Source organism: Burkholderia sp. RF4-BP95, assembly GCF_001521985.1.
GTDB lineage: Bacteria > Pseudomonadota > Gammaproteobacteria > Burkholderiales > Burkholderiaceae > Burkholderia > Burkholderia diffusa.
In genome coordinates this window covers 107,278-124,568 of sequence record NZ_LOSX01000070.1, presented here as the reverse complement: position 1 = coordinate 124,568, position 17,291 = coordinate 107,278, and the positions used below count along the sequence as shown (strand labels likewise).

Here is a 17,291-nt window from a genome sequence, read left to right as displayed (position 1 = left end):
ACGCGCGATCGCTGCCCGATCGTCGCGATTTCTTGCCCGATCGTCCGGATTTTCCCACACGATTTGCACGCTGCCAGCACGCGCGCGCCGAGCGGTTCATAATCCGGCCATCGAACGACGGCCCGGCGGGCCGTCCGGCAACAGGAACAGGATGATGGAAAGCGTCGATCTCGATGTACTGAAATCCAGCGCGCGCTGGCTCGACGAAGGGCGCCGCGTGCTGCTCGTCACGGTCGTGAAGACGTGGGGCTCGTCGCCCCGCCCCGAAGGCGCGATGCTCGCGGTGCGCGAGGACGGCCTCGTGGTCGGCTCCGTGTCCGGCGGCTGCATCGAGGACGACCTGATCGCCCGCGTGCATGCAAGCGGGATCGCGGCCGATGCACGCCCGGAAGCCGTCAAGTACGGCGTGACGGCCGAGGAAGCGCACCGCTTCGGGCTGCCCTGCGGCGGCACGATCCAGCTCGTGCTGGAGCCGCTCACGCCCGACAGCGGGATCGCCGCGCTGTGCGCGGAAGTCGAGGCCGGCCGCCTCGTCACGCGCACGATGACGCTCGCGACCGGCCGCGCGTCGCTGTCGCCCGCGCAGGCGACCGACGGGCTCGCGTTCGACGGCGACCGGCTCGTGACGATCCACGGGCCGCGCTACCGGATGCTCGTGATCGGCGCGGGACAATTGTCGCGCTATCTGTGCCAGATCGCGGTCGGGCTCGATTACCAGGTGACGGTCTGCGATCCGCGCGAGGAGTACACGGATGCGTGGGACGTGACGGGCACGCGCGTCGTGCACACGATGCCCGACGACACGGTGCTCGACATGAAGCTCGACGCGCGTTCGGCCGTGATCGCGCTCACGCACGACCCGAAGCTCGACGATCTCGCGCTGATGGAGGCGCTGAAGACGCCCGCGTTCTACGTGGGCGCGCTCGGCTCGCGACGCAACAACGCGGCCCGGCGCGAGCGGCTGCTCGAATTCGACCTGAGCGAGGCGGAACTGGCGCGGCTGCACGGGCCGGCCGGCATCTACATCGGCAGCCGCACGCCGCCGGAAATCGCGATCTCGATCCTCGCCGAGATCACGGCCGCGAAGAACAACGTGTCGCTGCCGACGATCCTGCAGGTCGAGGGCGCGAAGGCCGCCCGCGAGATCGCGGCAAACAGCGGCGCGACCTGCGGCCTCTGAGGCCGGTCGCCCGCGCGGCGCATGGCCGCGCCGGCGGGCCGTCATGCGCCGGCGGGAAACCGGCGCGCGTCGAGGGTGACGTCAGGCGAGACCTGCGGCGAGCGCCGCGGCGACGGAGCCGACCACCAGCACGACGCCGACCGTGCGTCGCTTGTTCAGCTCCGTCCACAGCAGCACGCCCGTCAGCGACAACAGGATCAGCGAACCCGCGATCGTGTCCATCAGCAGCACCCAGCCGAGATTCATGCCGACGCCGCGATGCAGGTTGTTCAGCGTCGTCAGGAACGTATTGCCGGTGCGCTTCACCGATACGTAGCCGTTGCCGACCCAATATTCGGCCTGGAGGTTCTGGTGCGGACCGAACAGGCCCATCTGCCAGCGCTCCGGCTGCATCACACGCTTGTCGCCCCAGGCGACCGGCTGCGCGGGCTCCGTGCGCACGCGGCCCGGCCGGCCGTCGAAGTGCAGTTCGTGCTGCAGCCACTTCGTCATCGCGGCCGGCGACTTCGGCGCCGGGTCCGGCAACGCGATCTGCATCTGCTCGACCTGCGGTTCGCCGGTCGGGATCTTCAGCGGCGGCGCACGGTGGTTGAGCAGCACGCCCGTCACGCCGAACAGCAGCCCGAGCACCGCGCCCCAGAGCCCGACCCAGCCATGCACCTTGCGCAGCCATTTGATGAAGGTCGCACGCCGCGAGCGCTGGCGGCGCGCCGCCAGTTCGGCGTCGCTCAGGGGCCGTGCGGCCGGATGCAGCACGGTGACGCCCGCGATGGGCCTGCCCGCCTGCGGCGGGGCGATCGTTTCGGGCGCGTTCACGCGAGAGTGTCCATTCGTTCAAAGCAACGGGCGGCGCACGGAAAACATGCGCCGCCCGGATAACATGAAAATGAGAATGGATATCATTACACAAATGGCGCGACCGCTCAATCCGCCGGCGCACGTCGGGACGACGGGACAATCCGGCGATAACCGACGAAGCGCGCGGATTGCACGCCGATCCAGGTCGATAAAAGAGAAATGCCGGTGAAATGATTGCGAAAGTCCGGGACAGCATTTCGCAAGTAAAACGGCGCGGCGAACGCTCAGCGGCGCAGCGGCGGTAGCGGAAAATGCGGCGCGGCGTCGCCCGGCCCGGGCTCGGTCCGATCGAGCGCGTACAGCCATGCCAGCAGATCGGCGACGGCCTGGTAAAGCTGCGGCGGAATCCGGTCGTCGAGATCGACCTGCATCAGCAGCGACACCATCTCCGGCGCGGTATGCACGTACAGCCCGGCATCCCGCGCACGGGCGACGATCATCTCGGCGAGCAGGCCGTACCCCTTCGCGACCACGCGCGGCGCGGTATCGCCCCCCTTCGGATCGTAGACGAGCGCGGCCGCGCGCTTGCGGGACGTCATGCTCATCGCGGCACCTCGTCGTCGGCGCCCGGCGTGCCGCCGGCCGCGCTGCGCGCATATGCGGCGGCGGCCGCCTGCGCGACAAGCGGGTCGAAGCCGTCCGGTTCGTCGCCGACCGCGCGAATCGACAGTCCGCCGAGCTGCAGCCCCGATCCCTCGAACCGCTGCCGCAGCGCGGCCTCGTTCCGTGTGAGCCGGTCGGCGCCGGCCGAATTCGCGCGCAGTCGCGCGACGAGCTGCGCGCCGTTCAGCACCAGCTCCGCGTCGACCGTGCCGAGCGACGGCAACGTGAGCGTCAGCCGCGTGCGCCATGCGATCCCGTCGCCGGCGTCGTCGCCGCCGCGCGACGCGCGGCCGCCCGGATCGTCGGGCTCGATCGTCCAGTCGAGCCGCGCGCCGGGCCATGCCTCGCCTGCCCAGCGGAACTGATCGGTCGCAAGCGCATCGAGCTGCTGCCGGACGATCGGCACGGCGGCAGGATGCACGGGAGCCGGCGTCTGCGCCTGCGGATCGGCCGACGCGGCGGCCAGTTCGGCGCGCGCGGGCGTCCAGCGCGTGTCGGGGCGATCGCCGAGCGGGTCGGTCGTCGCGGCCGTGGCCGACGCCGCACCTTGCCGAGCGGCGGCGGCCGCGTTCTGTGCAAGCTCGCGCGGCACCGCACCGCCCGACGCGGGCGCGCCCGGCTGCGTGGCCGTTCGCGCTGGCGTCGGCAGCGGCAGGCGCTGCGCGAGCAGTTCGTCGAGCACGTCGGGCGCGTCGTGCTGCGCGGCATCCGGGGCCGGCTGCACCGGCGCGGTCGTGAGCCGCGCCTGCGGTTCGCGCATCAGCGCGGCGAGCGGGCGCTGGCCGGCCAGCCACTGCGCGAGATGGGATTCGTAAAAGAGGCCGCTTTCGCTGACGGCCTGCGCGAGCGCCGCACGCAGCGCCGCGACGGGCGGCGCGGCCGCAACATCGGACGCGGGCGTTGCGGTGGAAGGCGCGGCGGCGGACGCAGCCGGACCGGCGGTCGGCTGCCCGTCCGGCGGCACGGCCGCCGCCGTGCTCAGCAACACGGCGGGATCGGCCAGCAGCGGCGTGCGCCCGGCGATCACGGGCGTCGCGACGCCGCCCGAGCGCGAAATCGCGTCGAGCACGAGCGCGACATCGGACAACGCGGTCTGCGCGGATGCCGGCGGCGGCGCCAGCGGGGCCACGGTCGAAGACGGCGACGACGCGCCGGCGCCCGGCGTGCCGACCTGCGCGGTCGCGCCGCCGCCTGCGGGCGCGATCACGGGGCCGGTCAGCAGGCTGTCGAGGCGACTCGCCAGCAGGGCGGCCGCAACGGAGTCGATACCGGTCATGATCGGAGCCTGCTCACCTCAGCGACATCGTTGCGAAGCCGGGCATGCGGCAACCGCCGCCCCGGCAAACGGGCACTACCCGCGAGCGCGGTAGAGATCGGTCAATACCTGGGTCGAGCGCCGCGCCTCGAACAGCGCGGACAGCCGTGCGACGTCCGGGCTCGCGAGGTCGCGGATGGCGGCGTCGTCGGCGAGGATCCGGCGAATCAGCTCGAGCTTGCGGCCGAGGTCCGCCTGGTCGAGCGCGACGCCCGGATGGGCCTCCTTCAGCCCGTCGACGAGACGCAGGAATTCGGCCTGCAACTCCGGCAGCGCGCTCCAGTCCGCGCCGCGCGCCGCGGACAGCATGCGGCCCGACACGGCCGCAAGCGCCTCGTAGCGAGCGAAGTATTCGGCCTTGAGATTCATCGTGCCGCGCCCGCCGCCTGTTGCGCGGCCATGCGCGCGACTTCCGGAGCGATGCCCGTCCACGCTTCCTCGAGCGTCGCGAGCAACCCGTCGACCTCGACCAGCATCGCGTCGCTGGCATGCATGTTGGCTTCCAGCAGGCGCCGGCCGATATACGTATACAGCGCGTCGAGGCGCCCGGCGATCTGGCCGCCCGCGTCGCGGTTCAGCGACGCCTGCAGGCCGCTCTCGACGATCCCGATCGCCTTGCCGATCGCTTCGCCGCGTGCGGGCACGTTGCCCTGCTGCAGGTGCATGCGCGCGAGCGCGATGGCCTGGCGCGCGCCCTGGTACAGCATCGCGATCAGCCGGTGCGGGGAGGCGCCCATCACCCCCGTCTCGACGCCGACACGCGCGTATGCACTGGCTCCAGCGTGTCCTGGGGAAAACATGCGCTTCTCCTTGTGATGCGTTGGCTATGCGGTAGCCGCCGCCCTGCAATGCATGACGCGGCCTTGTTCCAGAGTTATCGGAAGGGAATTGAAAAGCTTTAGGCGCACGGCCCGCCGCCAGTCGGCCGCCCCCGGATGCCCGTCGGCGGCTGGCCGTCCCCGGTTGCCGGTCGCGTCACACGGACATCTGCATGATGTCGTTGTACGCGCTCACGAGCTTGTTGCGGACCTGAAGCCCGAACTGGAAACCGATGTTGGCCTTCTGCATGTCGACCATCACGTCGTTCAGCGACACGTTCGCCGCGCCGACCTCGAACGCCTGCGCCTCGCCGAGCGCGTGCTTCTGGTCGCCGCTGATCTTGTCGAGCGACGCCTTCATCGCGCTCGCGAACGTGCCGGCCGTCGCCGCGCCCGAACCGGCGAGTGCCGCCGTCGGGCTCGCGACGCCGCCGCTCGCCTGCGCGGCCATCGCCTGCATCTGTTGCAACACCGAACCGATTCCGCTGACGTTGGCAGCCATGCTGTCCCCAGACATATGAGAGAAGAGACCCGGACGCACCGGGCGGTCCGGCGGCGCCGCACGATGCGCACCATGCCGGATCGCGAAAAAGGATAGCAGCGCGGCGCGCGCCAAAGCCGCGAAAGTACGGGGGAAACCCCGCTCTTTTCGGTCGATCGGAGTCGGGCCCCGGTCCCGATAATCGCATCGTGTCATTGTCCGTCCGCTCGTCCGAGCGGCTCAGTCGTCCCGCTCCGGAGAAATTCCACGCATGGATTCGCAGGCCAACTCGCTGATCAACCCCGACGCCCGCACGGGCCTCGCCAGCCCGGTGCCAGGCGCCACCGCGGCCGCCGCGTTGCCGGGAGCAGGCGGCGCCGGCGCGGACTTCGGGTTCGGCGGCTTCGCGGAACGCATCCCCGGCATCACGCGGATGAAGGGCAACCCGAAACTGCCGTTCGTGATCGCCGTCGCGCTCGCCATCGCCGCGATCACCGCGCTCGTGCTGTGGAGCCGCACGCCCGACTATCGCGTGCTATACAGCAACCTGTCGGACCGCGACGGCGGCGCGATCATCACCGCGCTCCAGCAGGCAAACGTTCCCTACAAGTTCGCCGACGCCGGCGGCGCGATCCTCGTGCCGTCGAACCAGGTGCACGAAACGCGCCTGAAGCTCGCCGCGATGGGCCTGCCCAAGGGCGGCTCGGTCGGCTTCGAGCTGATGGACAACCAGAAATTCGGCATCAGCCAGTTCGCCGAGCAGGTGAACTACCAGCGCGCGCTCGAAGGCGAGCTGCAACGCACGATCGAGTCGATCAACGCCGTGAAGACGGCGCGCGTGCATCTGGCGATCCCGAAGCCGTCGGTGTTCGTGCGCGACAAGGAGGCGCCGAGCGCGTCGGTGTTCGTCGATCTCTACCCGGGCCGCGTGCTCGACGAGGGCCAGGTGCAGGCGATCACGCGGATGGTGTCGTCCGGCGTGCCCGACATGCCGGCCAAAAACGTGACGATCGTCGACCAGGACGGCAACCTGCTGACCCAGACCGCATCGGCCACCGGCCTCGACGCAAGCCAGCTCAAGTACGTGCAGCAGGTCGAGCACAACACGCAGAAGCGCATCGACGCGATCCTCGCGCCGATCTTCGGCACCGGCAACGCACGCTCGCAAGTCAGCGCGGACATCGATTTCTCGAAGCTCGAGCAGACCTCGGAAAGCTACGGCCCGAACGGCTCGCCGCAGCAGACCGCGATCCGCAGCCAGCAGACCAGCAGCGCGACCGAACTCGCGCAGGGCGGCGCATCGGGCGTGCCGGGCGCGCTGTCGAACACGCCGCCGCAGCCGGCCTCCGCGCCGATCGTCGCCGGCAACGGCCAGAACGGGCCGCAGTCGACGCCCGTCAGCGACCGCAAGGACCAGACGACCAACTACGAGCTCGACAAGACGATCCGCCACGTCGAGCAGCCGATGGGCAACGTGAAGCGGCTGTCGGTGGCCGTCGTCGTCAACTACCAGCCGGTCGCCGACGCGAAGGGCCACGTGACGATGCAGCCGCTGCCGCCCGCGAAGCTCGCGCAGATCGAGCAGCTCGTGAAGGACGCGATGGGCTACGACGAGAAGCGCGGCGACTCGGTGAACGTCGTGAACAGCGCGTTCTCGACCGCCAGCGATCCGTACGCCGACCTGCCGTGGTGGCGCCAGCCGGACATGATCGCGATGGCGAAGGAAGCCGCGAAGTGGCTCGGCATCGCGGCGGCCGCGGCGGCGCTCTATTTCATGTTCGTGCGCCCGGCGATGCGCCGCGCGTTCCCGCCGCCCGAGCCGGCCGCGCCGGCCCTCGCGGCGCCAGAGGATCCGGTCGCGCTCGACGGCCTGCCCGCGCTGGAACAGCCGGACGAGCCCGATCCGCTGCTGCTCGGCTTCGAGAACGAAAAGAACCGCTACGAACGCAACCTCGACTACGCGCGCACGATCGCCCGCCAGGATCCGAAGATCGTCGCCACCGTCGTGAAGAACTGGGTGTCCGATGAACGCTGAAGGCCTGACCAAGAGCGCGCTGCTGCTGATGTCGATCGGCGAGGAAGAGGCCGCTGAAGTATTCAAGTTCCTCGCGCCGCGCGAAGTGCAGAAGATCGGCGCCGCGATGGCCGCGCTGAAGAACGTCACGCGCGAGCAGGTCGAGGACGTGCTGCACGAATTCGCGAAGGAAGCCGAGCAGCACACCGCGCTGTCGCTCGATTCGAGCGAGTACATCCGCTCGGTGCTGACCAAGGCGCTCGGCGAGGACAAGGCCGGCGTGCTGATCGACCGGATCCTGCAGGGCAGCGACACGAGCGGCATCGAGGGCCTGAAGTGGATGGACTCGGCCGCCGTCGCGGAACTGATCAAGAACGAGCATCCGCAGATCATCGCGACGATCCTCGTGCACCTCGACCGCGACCAGGCGTCCGAGATCGCGTCGTGCTTCACCGAGCGCCTGCGCAACGACGTGCTGCTGCGGATCGCGACGCTCGACGGCATCCAGCCGGCCGCGCTGCGCGAGCTCGACGACGTGCTGACGGGCCTGCTGTCCGGCAGCGACAACCTGAAGCGCAGCCCGATGGGCGGCATCCGCACCGCGGCCGAAATCCTGAACTTCATGACGAGCAATCATGAGGAAGGCGTGCTCGAAAGCGTGCGCCAGTACGACGCGGACCTCGCGCAGAAGATCGTCGACCAGATGTTCGTGTTCGAGAACCTGCTCGACCTCGAGGATCGCGCGATCCAGATGGTGCTGAAGGAAGTCGAGTCGGAAACGCTGATCATCGCGCTGAAGGGCGCGCCGCCCGCGCTGCGCCAGAAATTCCTCGCGAACATGTCGCAACGCGCGGCCGAACTGCTCGCCGAGGATCTCGACGCGCGCGGCCCGGTGCGCGTGTCCGAAGTCGAGACGCAGCAGCGCCGCATCCTGCAGATCGTGCGCAACCTCGCCGAGAGCGGTCAGATCGTGATCGGCGGCAAGGCGGAAGACGCCTATGTCTGATTCCGCGCGCGACCGCGCCGGCACCCTCACCGCGTACCAGCGGTGGGAGATGGCGTCGTTCGATCCGCCGCCGCCCCCGCCGCCGCCCGACGACGCGGCTGCGGCCGCCGCCGCGCTCGCCGAGGAATTGCAGCGCGTGCGCGACGCCGCGCATGCCGAAGGCCACGCGGCCGGTCACGTCGAAGGCCAGGCACTGGGTTATCAGGCCGGTTTCGACCAGGGCCGCGAACAGGGTTTCGCGGCCGGCCAGGCCGAAGCCCGCGAACAGGCCGCGCAGCTCGCGGCGCTCGCCGCGTCGTTCCGCGAAGCCGTGTCGAGCGCCGAGCACGACCTCGCGTCCGACCTCGCGCAACTCGCGCTCGACATCGCGCAGCAGGTCGTGCGCCAGCACGTGAAGCACGATCCCGCCGCGCTCGTCGCGGCCGTGCGCGACGTGCTCGCCGCCGAACCGGCGTTGTCCGGCGCGCCGCATCTCGCGGTGAACCCGGCCGACCTGCCCGTTGTCGAGGCCTATCTGCAGGACGATCTCGACACGCTCGGCTGGAACGTGCGCACCGACGCGTCGATCGAGCGCGGCGGCTGCCGCGCGCACGCCGCGACGGGCGAAGTCGACGCGACGCTGCCCACCCGCTGGCAGCGCGTCGCCGCCGCGATCGGCAAGGTGAGCGCATGGTGACGCCCACGCCCGAATCGATCCTGTATGACGGAATGACGCCGCTCGAGCGCGAACTCGCGCTCGCGTCGTTCGGCCCCGAGCAACCGCACGGCACCGCGCACGGCGCGCCGGCGCACGCGACCGACGCCGCGGCCGACACGCCGCGCGCGCCGCACAATCCGCATCTCGCGCACTGGCGCACGCACCTGAACGGCCTCGCGACCCGCAGCCACCGCGCGCTGCCGCTGCGGCCGTGCGGGCGCCTCACGCGCGCCGCGGGCCTCGTGCTCGAGGCGATCGGCCTGCGCCTGTCGGTCGGTGCCGAATGCACGATCGAATTGCCGCCCGGCAGCACGCTGCCGCATGCGGAAGCGGAAGTCGTCGGGTTCTCCGGCGATCGCCTGTTCCTGATGCCGACCACCGACGTCGCGGGCGTGCTGCCCGGCGCGCGCGTGTGGCCGCTGGAGGCCGCGCCCGTCGCCGATCCGCTCGCGGGCGCGAAACGGCTGCCGGTCGGCTGGGAAATGCTGGGGCGCGTCGTCGACGCGTCGGGCCGCCCGCTCGACGGCCTCGGCCCGCTCGCGTCGAAGGTCGACGCGCCGCTGTCGGCGCCGTCGATCAACCCGCTCGATCGCGAGCCGATCCACCACGTGCTCGACGTCGGCGTGCGCGCGATCAACGCGCTGCTCACCGTCGGCCGCGGGCAGCGGATGGGCCTGTTCGCGGGCTCCGGCGTCGGCAAGTCGGTGCTGCTCGGCACGATGGCGCGCTACACCAGCGCGGAAGTGATCGTGATCGGACTGATCGGCGAACGCGGCCGCGAAGTGAAGGAATTCATCGAACAGATCCTCGGCGAGGACGGGCTCGCGCGCTCCGTCGTCGTCGCGGCGCCGGCCGACGTGTCGCCGCTGCTGCGGATGCAGGGCGCCGCGTATGCGACGTCGCTCGCCGAATATTTCCGCGATCAGGGCAAGCACGTGCTGCTGCTGATGGATTCGCTGACGCGCTACGCGATGGCCCAGCGCGAGATCGCGCTCGCGATCGGCGAGCCGCCCGCGACCAAGGGCTATCCGCCGTCGGTGTTCGCGAAGCTGCCCGCGCTCGTCGAGCGCACCGGCAACGGGCCCGAAGGCGGCGGCTCGATCACCGCGTTCTACACGGTGCTGACCGAAGGCGACGACCAGCAGGACCCGATCGCCGATTCGGCGCGCGCGATCCTCGACGGCCACATCGTGCTGTCGCGCGCGCTCGCCGAAGCCGGTCACTATCCGGCGATCGACATCGAGGCGTCGATCAGCCGCGCGATGACCGCGCTGATCGACGAAACGCATCTCGACCGCGTGCGGCAGTTCAAGCAGATGCTGTCGCGCTACCAGCGCAATCGCGACCTGATCGCGGTCGGCGCCTATGCGCCCGGCCGCGACGCGCAGCTCGACCGCGCGATCGCGCTCTACCCGCGCATCGAATCGTTCCTGCAACAGGGCTTTCGCGAATGCGCGCCGTTCGCGTCGAGCGTCGGCGCGCTCGATGCGCTGTTCGACGTACACGGAGGCTGACCCCGATGGCACACGGCTTTCCCCTTCAACTGCTGCTCGACCGCGCGCAGGAAGATCTCGACACGGCCGCGAAGCAGCTCGGCACCGCGCAGCGCGACCGCACCGCGGCCGCCGACCAGCTCGATGCGTTGCTGCGCTATCGCGACGAGTATCACGCGCGCTTCGCGCAGTCCGCGCAACACGGGATGCCGGCCGGCAACTGGCGCAACTTCCAGGCGTTCATCGATACGCTCGACGCGGCGATCATGCAGCAGCGCAACGTGCTGGCCGCGGCCGAAGTCCGTATCGACGAGGCGCGTCCCAACTGGCAACAGAAGAAACGCACCGTCGGTTCATACGAAATCCTGCAGGCGCGCGGCGTCGCGCAGGAAGCCCAGCGTACGGCGAAGCGCGAACAGCGCGACGCCGACGAACACGCCGCGAAGATCCTGCGCATGCGGGCCGATGCGGCCCGTTCGGCGTAACCGCTCACCGCTTTCGAACGAGAGAATCGTCATGCCTCCCCTGCCCCTGCTCGGCGTGCTGCTCGACACCGCCGGCACCGCACTCAAGGCGATCCGCGACGCGGGTTCGTCCGCTTCCGCCAAGTCCGCCGGCAACGATGCCGCAAGCGGCCCGGCCGCCATGCCGTTCGCGCAGACGCTGAAGCAAAGCGTCGTCACGCGGCACGACGCGGCAACCGCCGACCAGCCGGACGCCTCGACGAAACAGGCGTCGTCGACATCCGCCGCCGGCACGAAGTCCGCCGACCGCGACGACGACCCGTCGACCGAAGACGCCAGCGCGACACTCAATCCCGACGCAGCCGCGCTCGCCGCGGCAGCCGCCGTGCAGGCGCAACTGCAGGCGCGCGCGAACGACGCGGCGCCGGCCAATGCCGATACCGCCGCCACCTCCACCGCCACGACAGCGACGGCCGTGTCCGGCCAGCCCGACGCCACGGCCGCGCTGACGAATCACGCGAGCAAGGATGCGGCCGCCGAGCCTGCCGTGCCGGTGTCGGGTCGCGACACGCTGCAGGCGGCACTCCAGAAGCTGACCGGCGGCGCGGGCGCCATCGCGATGCCCGCGTCGGGCACGGCTGCGACGACAGCGGCAGCGCCCGCGGCGACGACGTCCGCATCGGCCACCGCCGCACCGCCGACGCCGAAAATCCCGACCTTCGACCGCACGCTCGCCGACGCGAAAGGCGCGCTCGCGACGCAACAGGCGCCCGCGCAGGCCACCGCGCAGGCGCTGCAGGCCGGCGCAACGGCCCAACCCGCCGCGCAGCATGCGTTCGCGACCGCCGAAGAAACCGCCGGCCCGGCCGTCGACGCGACGGTCGCCGCCGCCGCGACGGCTGCGGCAGCCGCACAGGCGAACCTCCAGGCATCGCCCGCCGCCAGCTCGATCGCCGCGGCCAACGCACACGTGCTGGCGCCGCACGTCGGCACCGCCGACTGGACCGATGCGCTGAGCCAGAAGGTCGTGTTCCTGTCGAACGCGCACCAGCAGAGCGCCGAGTTGACGCTGAACCCGCCGGACCTCGGCCCGCTGCAGGTCGTGCTGCGCGTCGCGGACAACCACGCGCACGCGCTGTTCGTGTCGCAGCACGCGCAGGTGCGCGACGCGGTGGAAGCCGCGCTGCCGAAACTGCGTGAAGCGATGGAAGCGGGCGGGCTCGGCCTGGGCAGCGCGAGCGTCAGCGATGGCGGCTTCGCATCGCAGCAGCAGAATCCGCAGCAAAGCTTCGCCGGCGGCCGGCCGTCGCCGCGCGCGCGCGCCGGATCGTCAGCCGTCGACGCACCGGTCGACGCCGCGCAATCCGCAGCGGCCGGCGCGACCGTGAGCCGCGCGGGCCTCGTCGATACGTTCGCCTGAGCATCGCGTCGGTCGTGTGCCGGTGCGCGCCGCTCAGCGGCCGTGCGCCGCCGCGGCCGCCTCGTTGCGCGGCACGCCGCCGCCCCGGCGCGTCGCGACGATGAAGTCCGCCGCGCGCTCGCCGATCATCACCGACGGCGCATTCGTGTTGCCGCCGATCAGCGTCGGCATCACCGACGCATCCACCACCCGCAGCCCTTCGACGCCCCGCACGCGCAGTTGCGGATCCACGACCGCGCGCGCATCCGAGCCCATCCGGCAGGTGCCGACCGGGTGATAGATCGTGTCGGCATGCGCGACGATCGTCGCGCGCAGCTCGGCTTCGCTCTGATCCGCCCGCGTGTACAGCTCGCGCCCGCCCTGCGACGCGAGCGGCGCCTGCGACAGGATCCGGCGCATCGCCTGCGCGCCGCGCACGAGCAGGTCGAGATCGCGCGAATCGCTGAAGAAGCGCGGATCGATCAGCGGCGCGTCGCGCGCATCGCCGCTCGCGAGCGCGACCGTGCCGCGGCTGAACGGGCGCAGCGCGCACACGTGCAGCGAATAGCCGAAGCCCCAGTGCATCTTGCGGTTGTGGTCGTCGACGAGCGCCGTGCAGAAATGCAGCTGCAGGTCCGGACGTTCGAGCGACGGGTCGCTCTTGATGAAGCCGCCGGCCTCCGCGACGTTGCTCGTCATCATCCCCGTGCGGCTCGAGAAGTAGCGCGCGAGCGCCGGCGTCATCTTCGCGATCCCGCGCAGGCAGACGCCGACCAGCTCCGACGAATTCACGCGCGTGTTGATGATGAAGTCGATATGGTCGATCAGGTTGGTGCCGACGTCCGGCGCGTCCTGCACGACGGCGATCCCGTGCCGGCGCAGCTGTTCCGCCGGACCGATCCCCGAGCACATCAGCAGTTGCGGCGAATTGAACGCGCCGGCCGACAGGATCACTTCCGCGCGTGCACCGAGCGTCTCGACGCGTCCGTCGCGCGACACCGCGACCCCGACCGCGCGCTTGCCGTCGAAGCCCACGCGCAGCACCGTCGCATCGGTGATCACGTGCAGGTTCGGCCGGTCGCGGTCGTAGATGTACGCGCGCGCGACGCTGCAGCGCGCGCCGTCGCGATGCGTGACCTGATAGAAGCCGACGCCTTCCTGCGTCGCGCCGTTGAAGTCGTTGTTGAGCGGATAGCCGGCCGCGTGCGCCGCCTGGATGAATCGTTCGGAGAACGGATTGCGAAAGCGCAGATCGGACACCGTCAGCGGGCCGTCCGCGCCGTGCCATGCATCGGCGCCGCGCGCGTTGCCTTCCGCGCGGCGGAAATACGGCAGCACGTCCCGCCAGCCCCAGCCCGTCGCGCCGAGTTGCGCCCATTCGTCGTAATCGCCCGGGTGGCCGCGCGTGTAGATCATCGCGTTGATCGCGCTCGAGCCGCCCATTCCGCGCCCGCGCGGCTGATAGCCGCGGCGGCCGCCGAGGCCCGGCTGCGGCACCGTCTCGTAACCGTAGTTCGTGCCGAGCTTGAACGGCACGAGCGCCGCGATTCCCACCGGCATGTTGACGAGCAGGTTGCGCTCCGTGTGCGAGCCGGCCTCGATCAACGCGATCGTCGCGTCGGGGCATGCATCGGCGAGGCGGCTGGCGAGGCTCGAGCCGCCCGACCCTCCGCCGACGATGATGTAGTCGTATTGCATGTCACGTCTCCTTCGTGTCATGAACGGCGCCCGGCGCGGCCGGCTCCCGCTTGTAATGTTCGGGCATTGTAGGAATGGCCGTCGCGCGCGCGGCACGCCGATTCAAGAGCGATTCCTCTAAACGCCCGCGTGAACTAAATTTAAGATGTATCGATTGATGCGACGCGATGCATCGGCCGCCAGAAGCCGCGCCGTCGCGAAACTGGGGAGACGACGATGCAGCGCGACGTTCTGCAGGCCGCGTGCCGACCGGGTTGTCCGGACGCACCGCGCGCGGCCCGCATTTCATTTCAAACGGATGCCCGGACGGTGACGTGCAACACCGTGCGCGCGGCCGGTCGAAATCGAACGACGCCACGTATCGCCGACCGTTTGGACGGCTCGTCGCATGCGCCGCACGACCTGCCGATGCGTGCGTCGCCGCGCGCATCGCACTGCCCTGCTTCGATGCGCCGGCAAGTGCCCGCCGCACGCGATCGCACACCGGTTGGACATCGCATCCGGCCGTACGCGCGGGCCGTGCAATCCCGTTTTCGGACACGACCACCGTCGCGCGGATGCGACGCTTGCCGCACGCTGCACCCTGTTTTCGCCCGTGCCTCGCATCCGGCCCCGTGCCGCGCGACGCGCGCCATCCCGACCCGCCCCGCCACGCTCGCCGAGCGGGCACGTGCGGCCTGACTGCTGGCCGACGTGCCACGCCCAACTGGAGGAGACGACATGAAGAACGATTTGCCCGAACTGGCCCCGCAAGCGCTGCCGTCGGTCGATGCCTTGACGTCGCTGCTGCGCGACCAGCGCGCGGCCTACCTGCGCGCGCCGTACCCGGAGTGGGACACCCGCGCGCAGCACCTGCGCGCGCTGCGCATGATGCTGATCGATCACGCGGATGCGCTCGCCGATGCGATCAGCGCCGACTTCGGGCATCGCGCGAAGCAGGAAGTGCTGCTGTCGGAAATCTGGATGGCGAAGGAAGAGATCGACGACGCGCTCAGGCACGGCAAGCGCTGGATGAAGCCGATCCGCAAGCCGATGAACAAGTGGCTGCGGCCGGCGCGCGCGAAGGTGCTGCCGCAGCCGCTCGGCGTGGTCGGCATCGTCGTGCCGTGGAACTATCCGATCCTGCTCGCGGCCGGCCCGCTGATCTGCGCGCTCGCGGCCGGCAACCGCGCGATCGTCAAGATGTCCGAACTGACGCCGCGCACGTCGGCGCTGTTCGAACAGCTGATCGCGAAGACTTTCTCGCGCGATCACGTCGCGGTCGTGAACGGCGATGCGGAGGTCGGCGCCGCGTTCAGCGCGCTGCCGTTCGATCATCTGCTGTTCACCGGCTCGACGCACGTCGGCCGCCACGTGATGCGCGCCGCGGCCGACAATCTCACCCCCGTCACGCTCGAGCTCGGCGGCAAGTCGCCGGCGATCGTCGGCCCGAATGCACGCTTCGACGCGGCCGTCGACGCGATCATCGGCGGCAAGACGCTGAACGCGGGCCAGACCTGCATCGCGCCCGACTACGTGCTGCTGCCGCGCGGAATGGAAGCCGCGTTCATCGAGCGCGCACGCGCGCGCTTCGCGAAGCTGTATCCGGACCTGTCGACCAACGGCGACTACACGACGATCGTGTCGCCGCGCCATTACGCCCGGCTGCAACAGCTCGCGACCGACGCGCAGGCCGCCGGCGCGCAACTGCATCCGCTGTCGGACACGCCGTCCGATCCCGCGTCGCGTCGCTTCGTGCCGTGCGCGGTCACGCACGTGCCGGCCGCGTCGCAGTTGATGCAGGAGGAAATCTTCGGGCCGCTGCTGCCGCTCGTGCCGTACGAGCGGCTCGACGAAGCGATCGCGTACGTGAACGCGCGCCCGCGACCGCTCGCGCTGTATCTGTTCGACGAGGATGGCGGCACGGTCGACCGCGTGATGCGCGAAACGATCTCCGGCGGCGTGACGGTCAACGATGCGTTGCTGCACATCGCGTGCGGCAGTTTGCCGTTCGGCGGCGTCGGCGCGAGCGGGATGGGCGCGTATCACGGCTACGACGGCTTCGTGACGTTCTCGAAGATGAAGCCCGTGCTCACGCAGGCGCGCCTGAATACCCGCGGGCTGATCGCGCCGCCTTACGGCAAGCGCTTCGCCGCGGTGATCAGGATGATGTTGAAGTTCTGAGCGGCGCGGGCCGCGCGCGTTGCGCGTCGGTCCGCCCGAACCTGCCGCGCGGCGACGTTGCCGCGCGCGCCGTCACACGGGCCAGAGCGGCCCTTCCTGCATCGCGCCGATCTGCTCGCGCAGCTCGAGCACGCGTGCTTCCCAATAGCGATGCGTGTTGAACCACGGGAACGCGGCCGGAAACGCCGGATCGTCCCAGCGGCGCGCGAGCCATGCCGCGTAGTGGATCAAGCGCAGCGTGCGCAGCGCTTCGACCAGATGCAGTTCGCGCGGCTCGAATTCGCAGAAGTCCTCATAACCGGCGAGCAGATCCGCGAGCGCGCGCGACGCGCCTTCGCGATCGCCGGGCAGCAGCAGCCACAGATCCTGGACCGCGGGCGCCATCCGGCTGTCGTCGAAGTCGACGAAATGCGGGCCCGCGTCGGTCCACAGCACGTTGCTCGGATGACAGTCGCCATGCGTGCGCAGCAGACGGATCTCGCCCGCCCGCTCGAACGCGGCCTCGACGCCTTCGAGCGCGAGCGTCACCGCCGTCTCGTAGGCGGGCCGTACGTCGTCGGGAAGAAAATCGTGAGCGAGCAGATAGTCGCGCGGCTCGTAGCCGAACGTGTGGATGTCGAGCACGGGACGCGCGACATAGCGCTGCGTCGCGCCGACCGCGTGAATCCGGCCGATGAAGCGGCCGAGCCATTCGAGCGTGTCGCTGCGGTCGAGGTCGGGCGCGCGACCGCCGCGCCGCTCGAAGATCGAGAAGCGGAAGCCGTCGAACGCGTGCAGCGTGCGGCCGTCGATGACGCGCGCGGGCACCGCCGGAATTTCGCGCGCGGCGAGTTCGGCGACGAACGCGTGCTCTTCCAGGATCGCTTCGTCCGACCAGCGCGCGGGCCGGTAGAACTTCGCGACGACGGGCGGACCGTCCTCGATGCCGACCTGGTAGACGCGGTTTTCGTAGCTGTTGAGGGCGAGCAGGCGCCCGTCGGTGCGCAGCCCGGTCGGCATCAGCACGCTGTCGAGCGCGTCGAGCACGCACTCGGGCGTGAGGCCGGCGAACGGCGGGCCGGCGGGAGCTGCGGGGGCGGAAGTGACGTCTTTCATGCCCCGC

Annotated in this window: 16 protein-coding genes; 8 read left to right on the top strand and 8 right to left on the bottom strand. The window is 70.5% G+C overall.

The features are described 5' to 3' along the window. Positions 1-154 precede the first annotated feature (154 nt). Positions 155-1,180, top strand: coding sequence for an XdhC family protein (locus WS46_RS23720; protein ID WP_059607548.1), 1,026 nt, complete (start codon positions 155-157; stop codon positions 1,178-1,180). Positions 1,181-1,261: 81 nt separating this feature from the next. Here the strand turns inward: WS46_RS23720 and WS46_RS23715 are convergent, their stop codons facing one another. The 6 genes from WS46_RS23715 to fliE form a co-directional block, all read right to left on the bottom strand. Beyond that, positions 1,262-1,996, bottom strand: a complete 735-nt coding sequence (locus WS46_RS23715) for a PepSY-associated TM helix domain-containing protein (RefSeq protein WP_059691945.1) — start codon at positions 1,994-1,996, stop codon at positions 1,262-1,264. 266 nt (positions 1,997-2,262) lie between these two features. Continuing rightward, positions 2,263-2,583: an EscU/YscU/HrcU family type III secretion system export apparatus switch protein gene (locus tag WS46_RS23710; protein ID WP_059535017.1), complete on the bottom strand. Its 321-nt coding sequence runs from the start codon at positions 2,581-2,583 to the stop codon at positions 2,263-2,265. Continuing rightward, complete coding sequence (locus tag WS46_RS23705) at positions 2,580-3,917, bottom strand: flagellar hook-length control protein FliK (RefSeq protein WP_059691944.1); 1,338 nt, start codon at positions 3,915-3,917, stop codon at positions 2,580-2,582. The genes WS46_RS23710 and WS46_RS23705 overlap by 4 nt, the downstream gene beginning before the upstream one ends. 75 nt (positions 3,918-3,992) lie before the next feature. Beyond that, complete coding sequence (locus WS46_RS23700; protein WP_059535015.1) at positions 3,993-4,325, bottom strand: flagellar protein FliT; 333 nt, start codon at positions 4,323-4,325, stop codon at positions 3,993-3,995. Further along, positions 4,322-4,756 (bottom strand): flagellar export chaperone FliS, encoded by a 435-nt coding sequence (gene fliS, locus WS46_RS23695; RefSeq protein ID WP_059535013.1) that lies wholly within the window; start codon positions 4,754-4,756, stop codon positions 4,322-4,324. The genes WS46_RS23700 and fliS overlap by 4 nt, the downstream gene beginning before the upstream one ends. A 175-nt stretch (positions 4,757-4,931) precedes the next feature. Continuing rightward, complete coding sequence (fliE, locus tag WS46_RS23690; protein ID WP_059448462.1) at positions 4,932-5,276, bottom strand: flagellar hook-basal body complex protein FliE; 345 nt, start codon at positions 5,274-5,276, stop codon at positions 4,932-4,934. Positions 5,277-5,526: 250 nt separating this feature from the next. Here fliE and fliF point away from each other — a divergent pair, with 250 nt between their 5' ends. Genes fliF through WS46_RS23660 form a run of 6 tightly spaced genes read left to right on the top strand, consistent with a single transcriptional unit; the run spans position 5,527 to position 12,349 of the window. Further along, positions 5,527-7,290 (top strand): flagellar basal-body MS-ring/collar protein FliF, encoded by a 1,764-nt coding sequence (gene fliF, locus WS46_RS23685; protein ID WP_059691943.1) that lies wholly within the window; start codon positions 5,527-5,529, stop codon positions 7,288-7,290. Beyond that, on the top strand, positions 7,280-8,275 hold the full coding sequence (fliG, locus tag WS46_RS23680) for a flagellar motor switch protein FliG (RefSeq protein WP_059535009.1): 996 nt from the start codon (positions 7,280-7,282) through the stop codon (positions 8,273-8,275). Before fliF ends, fliG begins: the two co-directional genes overlap by 11 nt. Beyond that, the gene (fliH, locus tag WS46_RS23675) at positions 8,268-8,951 is read left to right on the top strand and encodes a flagellar assembly protein FliH (RefSeq protein WP_059691942.1); all 684 of its coding nucleotides are present in this window, start codon (positions 8,268-8,270) and stop codon (positions 8,949-8,951) included. The genes fliG and fliH overlap by 8 nt, the downstream gene beginning before the upstream one ends. Beyond that, the gene (fliI, locus tag WS46_RS23670) at positions 8,945-10,486 is read left to right on the top strand and encodes a flagellar protein export ATPase FliI (protein ID WP_059691941.1); all 1,542 of its coding nucleotides are present in this window, start codon (positions 8,945-8,947) and stop codon (positions 10,484-10,486) included. The genes fliH and fliI overlap by 7 nt, the downstream gene beginning before the upstream one ends. 5 nt (positions 10,487-10,491) lie before the next feature. Further along, the gene (gene fliJ, locus WS46_RS23665; protein ID WP_059535003.1) at positions 10,492-10,950 is read left to right on the top strand and encodes a flagellar export protein FliJ; all 459 of its coding nucleotides are present in this window, start codon (positions 10,492-10,494) and stop codon (positions 10,948-10,950) included. Positions 10,951-10,981: 31 nt separating this feature from the next. Then, complete coding sequence (locus tag WS46_RS23660) at positions 10,982-12,349, top strand: flagellar hook-length control protein FliK (protein ID WP_059691940.1); 1,368 nt, start codon at positions 10,982-10,984, stop codon at positions 12,347-12,349. 33 nt (positions 12,350-12,382) lie between these two features. Here WS46_RS23660 and WS46_RS23655 read toward each other — a convergent pair whose 3' ends face one another. Beyond that, positions 12,383-14,026, bottom strand: a complete 1,644-nt coding sequence (locus tag WS46_RS23655; protein WP_059691939.1) for a GMC family oxidoreductase — start codon at positions 14,024-14,026, stop codon at positions 12,383-12,385. 720 nt (positions 14,027-14,746) lie between these two features. On the opposite strand from WS46_RS23655, the gene WS46_RS23650 reads away from it, so the two are divergent. Further along, positions 14,747-16,189 carry a coniferyl aldehyde dehydrogenase gene (locus tag WS46_RS23650; RefSeq protein WP_059691938.1) on the top strand — a complete coding sequence of 481 codons (1,443 nt, stop codon included), beginning with the start codon at positions 14,747-14,749 and terminating at the stop codon, positions 16,187-16,189. 72 nt (positions 16,190-16,261) lie between these two features. Here the strand turns inward: WS46_RS23650 and WS46_RS23645 are convergent, their stop codons facing one another. Continuing rightward, entirely contained in the window at positions 16,262-17,284 is a 1,023-nt protein-coding gene (locus WS46_RS23645) for a serine/threonine protein kinase (RefSeq protein WP_373558369.1), read from the bottom strand. Between the last annotated feature and the right edge of the window lie 7 nt (positions 17,285-17,291).

Bases quoted from the DNA above. Each gene is read 5' to 3' on its own strand.
- WS46_RS23720 (WP_059607548.1), top strand. From the start codon at position 155: ATGGAAAGCGTCGATCTCGATGTACTGAAATCCAGCGCGCGCTGGCTC.
- WS46_RS23710 (WP_059535017.1), bottom strand. From the start codon at position 2,583: ATGAGCATGACGTCCCGCAAGCGCGCGGCCGCGCTCGTCTACGATCCG.
- WS46_RS23705 (WP_059691944.1), bottom strand. From the start codon at position 3,917: ATGACCGGTATCGACTCCGTTGCGGCCGCCCTGCTGGCGAGTCGCCTC.
- WS46_RS23700 (WP_059535015.1), bottom strand. From the start codon at position 4,325: ATGAATCTCAAGGCCGAATACTTCGCTCGCTACGAGGCGCTTGCGGCC.
- fliS (WP_059535013.1), bottom strand. From the start codon at position 4,756: ATGTTTTCCCCAGGACACGCTGGAGCCAGTGCATACGCGCGTGTCGGC.
- fliE (WP_059448462.1), bottom strand. From the start codon at position 5,276: ATGGCTGCCAACGTCAGCGGAATCGGTTCGGTGTTGCAACAGATGCAG.
- fliF (WP_059691943.1), top strand. From the start codon at position 5,527: ATGGATTCGCAGGCCAACTCGCTGATCAACCCCGACGCCCGCACGGGC.
- fliG (WP_059535009.1), top strand. From the start codon at position 7,280: ATGAACGCTGAAGGCCTGACCAAGAGCGCGCTGCTGCTGATGTCGATC.
- fliH (WP_059691942.1), top strand. From the start codon at position 8,268: ATGTCTGATTCCGCGCGCGACCGCGCCGGCACCCTCACCGCGTACCAG.
- fliI (WP_059691941.1), top strand. From the start codon at position 8,945: ATGGTGACGCCCACGCCCGAATCGATCCTGTATGACGGAATGACGCCG.
- fliJ (WP_059535003.1), top strand. From the start codon at position 10,492: ATGGCACACGGCTTTCCCCTTCAACTGCTGCTCGACCGCGCGCAGGAA.
- WS46_RS23660 (WP_059691940.1), top strand. From the start codon at position 10,982: ATGCCTCCCCTGCCCCTGCTCGGCGTGCTGCTCGACACCGCCGGCACC.
- WS46_RS23655 (WP_059691939.1), bottom strand. From the start codon at position 14,026: ATGCAATACGACTACATCATCGTCGGCGGAGGGTCGGGCGGCTCGAGC.
- WS46_RS23650 (WP_059691938.1), top strand. From the start codon at position 14,747: ATGAAGAACGATTTGCCCGAACTGGCCCCGCAAGCGCTGCCGTCGGTC.
- WS46_RS23645 (WP_373558369.1), bottom strand. From the start codon at position 17,284: ATGAAAGACGTCACTTCCGCCCCCGCAGCTCCCGCCGGCCCGCCGTTC.